The sequence below is a fragment of the Nonomuraea sp. NPDC001684 genome (assembly GCF_053596515.1).
The window spans coordinates 1-3,371 of sequence record NZ_JBSFGJ010000679.1 but is presented as its reverse complement, the minus strand read 5'-3'; the positions used below and the strand labels follow the sequence as shown (position 1 = coordinate 3,371).

The window sequence follows — 3,371 nt, the reverse complement described above, 5'->3', positions numbered from 1 at the left end:
CAGGTCCCTGCCGCCCACGCCGAGGATGTGGCTGATCCCGGCCTCCGCCCAGTCGAGCAGGCAGGACACCTGCTGGGCGCCCGTGCCGGAGGCGGGCTCGACGCGGGCGTCCTGGACCTCAAGCTGTTCGACGTCCGCTACCTGGCCGAGAACGGCTACGCCGACGGCACGGCCGACCGCCTGCCGCTGATCGTCCAGTACCAGGGCGCCCAGAAGAGCACCGCCCGCGCCCTGCCCGACAGCACCGCCACCCGGTCGCTGCCGAGCATCCACGGCGCCGCGCTCACGGTCGACAAGGCGAAGGCGGACGACTTCTGGGCCACCCTGCGCGACTCGGCCAACGGCAGGACGAAGCTGGCCGGCGGCGTCGGCAAGGTCTGGCTGGACGCCAAGGTCAAGGCGGACCTGGCCGAGAGCGTGCCGCTGATCGGCGCCCCCGAGGCGTGGCGGGCCGGCTTCGACGGCTCCGGCACGACGGTCGCCGTGCTGGACACCGGCGCCGACGCCACCCACCCCGACCTGGCCGGCCGGATCGCCGACAGCCGCAGCTTCGTCGAGGGCCAGGAGGTGACCGACCACCACGGCCACGGCACCCACGTCGCCGCGACCGTGGGGGGCTCGGGCGCGGGCTCGGACGGCACGCGCAAGGGCGTCGCCCCCGGCGCCCGGCTCGTCATCGGCAAGGTGCTGGGCGACTCGGGCTCGGGCGACACCTCCGACATCATCGCCGGCATGGAGTGGGCCACCACCGAGAAGAAGGCGAAGATCGTCTCGATGAGCCTCGGCGGCAACCCCACCGACGGCACCGACCCGCTGTCCCAGTCCGTCAACGACCTGAGCGCCTCGACGGGCGCGCTGTTCGTGGTCGCCGCGGGCAACGACGGCCCCGGCAAGGAGACGATCGGCGCGCCCGGCGCCGCCGCGTCCGCGCTGACGGTCGCCGCCACCGACAAGTCCGACCAGCTCGCGAGCTTCTCCAGCCGCGGGCCGAGGGCCGTGGACGGCGCGCTCAAGCCGGACATCGCCGCCCCTGGCGTGGGCATCGTCGCCGCCCGCGCCGCCGGAACCTCGCTGGGCAGCCCGGTCGACGCCCTCTACACCAGCCTGAACGGCACCTCGATGGCGACCCCGCACGTCGCGGGCGCGGCTGCGCTGCTGGCCCAGGAACATCCGTCCTGGGACGGCCAGCGGCTCAAGGCAGCGTTGATGTCGACCGCCAAGGACGCCGGATACTCCGCCTACGAGCAGGGCGCCGGCCGCGTCGACGTGGCCAGGGCCGTCTCCCAGGCCGTCGTCTCCACCACGCCGAACCTGGACTACGGCGTCATCCCCGTAGACGTGAACGACACCGCGGAAAAGACCGTCACCTACGCCAACGACGGCGCCGCCGAGGTGACGCTGACCCTCGCCGCCGCCCTGGGCGAGGCCGAGGACGCGCTGACGTTCAGCGCCCCGTCGGTCACCGTCCCGGCGGGCGGCACCGCGTCCGTCACCGTCACCCTGCGCCCGGAGGGCCTGCCCAAGGGCGGCTACACCGGCGCCGTGGTCGCCACAGGCCCGTCCGGCACGCACGTGACGACCCCGGTCGGGCTGCGCCGAGGGCCCAAGAAGGTGCCGCTGACCGTGCACCTCATCGACAGGTACGGCAACCCGCCCTCGCCGATGGTGTCCTGGGTGGCCGCGAGCGCGGTCGACGTCCCCGACACCTACGGCGTCAGCTCGGGCGAGTTCGTCAGCGACGGCGTCTACCGCTACATGGTCGAGCCGGGCACCTACAGCGTCCAGGCCGGCGTCCAGCACAACACGACCGACAGCGGGCCTCCCCCGGTCGCCCAGCTGTACGACCCCGAGGTGGTCGTGCCGGAGGAGGGCGCCGAGATCACCCTCGACGCCCGCGAAGCCGTGCTGCTGCGCGTCAAGACGCCCAAGCCGATCGACTGGCGGCACGCCAGAGGCACCATCTCCTTCCTGCGCACAGCCTGGGACGGCACCTCGCTGTCGTCCGGGAACATGGGCGCCCTCGGCATGAACGACTGGTACATCAGCCCCACCAAGAAGGTCACCAAGGGGAAGCTGCTGTTCTCGATGCAGGCCACGGCCGCCAACCCGCAACTGGCCGTGCGCGCCGTGTCCCCGCGGAAGTACCCGATCGACGCCAGAACCTATGAGTACTTCGACCGTGGGCTGAGCTTCGACCTCGGCTGGGACATCCCGTTCCCGGCCGGCACCCGCCGCTACGACCTCGCGTACGTCGGCGGCGGCGCGAACCCGCAGGGCAACCTGCGCGGCAAGCTCGCGCTGATGACGATCGACCCCGATGACACCTGCCTCATCGACCTCAAGCGTCTCCAGGCGCTGAAGGCCGCGGGCGCCGCCGGGGTCGTGCTCTTCGCCAACCGCGTGTACCCCGGCTGCTCGATCCCCACCTGGCCCGGCGGGGACGAAAGGCCGGAACTGCCGGTGGTCCAGATCTTCAAGGCCGTCGGCGACCGGCTCCGCGCCCAGCTCGCGGACGGCCCGGTCACGCTGGAGATCGCCAACCACCCGATCATCGACTACACCTACCAGCTCCTGGAGCACGAGGACGGCAGGGTCCCCGACCCCGTCTACCGCTTCACCGACAGCCGCCTGCGGGCCGTGGACACCGCGTACCACACGCCGCTGAGCCTCGACAACCAGATGGAGATCTGGCACAGCCGCAAGCCGCTGGAGCGGGTCACGTTCTCGACGGCCTTCCACTTCGCCGCCCCCTCCAGGCGGATGGAGTACTTCAGCCTGTCCGGCGCGGACACGCTGCGCGAGGGGACCGTCAGCGGCACCGACACGAAGACCTGGGGACTGGCGACGACGATCGAGAAGCCCGGCAGGGAGACCAGGCGCTGGAGCACCGGCCCGGCCACCCCGGGCGGCATGGTGATCCCGGAGGTCCCCGGCGTCGAGCAGAAGGTGTTGTGCGCGATGTGCCGGCGCGGCGACACGTTCCTGCCCGCCTACACCTTCGTGACCGGCGACGGGCGGCTGGCCATGACCGGCGGCAGCGTCAACACCAACGCCAAGCTGTTCAGGGACGGCAAGGAGATACCGCGCGTCGCCGGCGCCGCGTTCCCGATGTTCACGCTCACCAAGGAGGAGGGCGTCTACCGGCTCGAACAGAGCGGCTCGGGCACCGTCAACGCCTGGACCTTCCACTCCAGGGCCCGCGACAAGGACACCGTCCCGCCCACGAACGGCTGCCACCCGACCATGGGCTCGTCCGGCTCGTGCAACCCGCAGCCACTGGTGTTCGTCGGCTACGACCTGGGTGACACCCAGGCCCTGGACACCTCCGTACGGGCCGGCGGCCGGCACACGTTCCAGATCGACGTGACCCA

General features: G+C 72.0%; 1 protein-coding gene. It reads left to right on the top strand.

Going from position 1 to position 3,371, the window contains the following annotated elements; genetic code table 11:
• Positions 1 to 27: 27 nt before the first annotated feature.
• Positions 28 to 3,371 (top strand): S8 family peptidase (locus tag ACWCSD_RS49945; protein WP_449926453.1); only part of this gene is annotated, 3,344 nt, incomplete at its 3' end.